The 1,778-nt window shown below is 39.6% G+C and carries 4 protein-coding genes; all 4 read left to right on the top strand.

Annotated features, from left to right (window positions below):
- The first annotated feature begins 38 nt into the window (after window positions 1-38).
- The gene (locus PVV64_RS10325; RefSeq protein ID WP_273760896.1) at window positions 39-365 is read left to right on the top strand and encodes a dATP/dGTP diphosphohydrolase domain-containing protein; all 327 of its coding nucleotides are present in this window, start codon (window positions 39-41) and stop codon (window positions 363-365) included.
- A gap of 11 nt (window positions 366-376) precedes the next feature.
- Complete coding sequence (locus tag PVV64_RS10320; RefSeq protein ID WP_273760894.1) at window positions 377-754, top strand: hypothetical protein; 378 nt, start codon at window positions 377-379, stop codon at window positions 752-754.
- Between the two features lie 249 nt (window positions 755-1,003).
- The gene (locus tag PVV64_RS10315; protein WP_273760893.1) at window positions 1,004-1,480 is read left to right on the top strand and encodes a crossover junction endodeoxyribonuclease RuvC; all 477 of its coding nucleotides are present in this window, start codon (window positions 1,004-1,006) and stop codon (window positions 1,478-1,480) included.
- A partial coding sequence (locus tag PVV64_RS10310) for a helix-turn-helix domain-containing protein (RefSeq protein WP_273760895.1) occupies window positions 1,470-1,778 on the top strand: 309 nt, incomplete at its 3' end. The genes PVV64_RS10315 and PVV64_RS10310, both read left to right, overlap by 11 nt.

Genomic DNA, 1,778 nt, shown 5'->3' with positions numbered 1-1,778 from the left:
GCGGGCATCAAGAATACGGCAGTAAGAATAGAGTTTTTATACGTTCACAGAACGCAAATGAAGCCCATAAGAATGATGACGGCAAGTCACGTGTAGAGCTTATACCGCCTTTAGCACTGATGGAAATAGGTCGTGTTTTAGAGTTTGGAGCAAAGAAATACGGAGCAAACAACTGGCGTAATGGCATGGATTGGAGCCGGTTTCACGGTGCTGCTTTGCGTCATTTATTAGCATGGTTTGGTGGAGAACAGAAGGATGCTGAGAGTGATTTATCACACTTGGCACATGCGGCTTGTTGCCTGCTTTTCTTAATGGAATGCGAGGCAAAACAGATTGGTTGTGATGACCGCCCTCATAAAAATTAAAGGAGATCAAGATGAGTTCAAATGAAATGATAATTATGGGTGTTGTATTTGGTACTTTGCTTTTTGGCATAATAATGTTGCGTGTTGCATTGCATTATCGTGATAAGGCGAAAAGATTTGCAGGGCAGATTGAAAAGCTTCACGTCCAAGTTACAGATCTTGAGAGAGAAATTGAAGAAATTTATGCATGTGATGCAGATATTAAAGAACTTAATCAAAAGATAGATGCGTATAAAGAAGCGTTCAAACGGAAGAACGATCTTATAGATGAACTAACAGCAGATGTTCAATCACGCGATGAGCAAATAGAGAATCTTAAACAAGAGCTTAAGCAGCGTGATGCATCTGTAAAAAAGCCTTCTCATAAGAATAAGAAGAAAAGTAAGTGAGGAGAGAGATGGGTTTTATTGCACTTATTATATCTTGTTATGCAGCTTATAGCGCTTTTAAAACCATAAAAATGCTTAGAAAAGAGCTAGATGAAAAAGACAAAACAATAGACGAGCAAAATCATCTAATCCAAAAATTATCTCATTCTAACATTTTCTATTGTGCGAATTGCAGCAAAATTGTGTGCAGAGAAGTCGTTTAAAGCACCATTCTAAAAAGGGAATAATCAGTAAATACAGGTGTTTCAGATGTCTCATACAATTCTTTGTTTTGATCTAGGTACGAGGACAGGGTGGGCGCTTTGTGGTGAGGATGGTGGTATCACTAGTGGCACCGTTGATTTTAAATCACGCCGTTTTGAAGGCGGTGGGATGCGTTATTTACGCTTTAAGAGATGGCTTAATGAAATAAAGCAGGCAGCAGATGGCATTGACGCAGTGTATTTTGAGGAGGTGAGGCGTCATGTTGGAACCGATGCAGCGCATGTTTACGGTGGCTTGTTAGCAACGTTAACGGCGTGGTGTGAACATCATCAGATACCGTATGAGGGAATACCGGTTTGTACGATTAAGAAAGCGACGACGGGCAAGGGGAATGCGTCGAAAGAAGAGATGATAAAGGCAATGCGTGCAAAAGGACACGCGCCTTGTGATGATAATGAAGCGGATGCTTTGGCAATTTTACATTTAGTTAAAGAGAGGGAGATCACGAATGATGTCCAGTAATAAAGTAGCGTATGGAAAGTTTAGTACAGATAAGTTTTTAAAAGAGCTTATGGGATTAAAGGCAAAAGAGAAGGCTGTTTATACAACCCTTGTGTTGCTTATGAATGATAAGAAAGCGTCTCTTATCAATAATGCGTCTTATTTATCAAGTTGGTGTGGGTGTTCAGTAAGAACGTTTCAAAAGACATTAGAGACTTTAATAAGCATGGGTTACATCACGCGTTTAGAAAATGGAAACTTATGGCATAGGTCATTAGCTTTTGATTATACGATTAGCAAAGCTTCAGAAAGGGCTTCA

This window comes from Bartonella sp. ML70XJBT.G (assembly GCF_028618575.1).
Classification (GTDB): Bacteria; Pseudomonadota; Alphaproteobacteria; order Rhizobiales; family Rhizobiaceae; genus Bartonella.
Note: the sequence above shows the minus strand (reverse complement) of the source record. Positions and strands in the feature narration are given on the sequence as shown.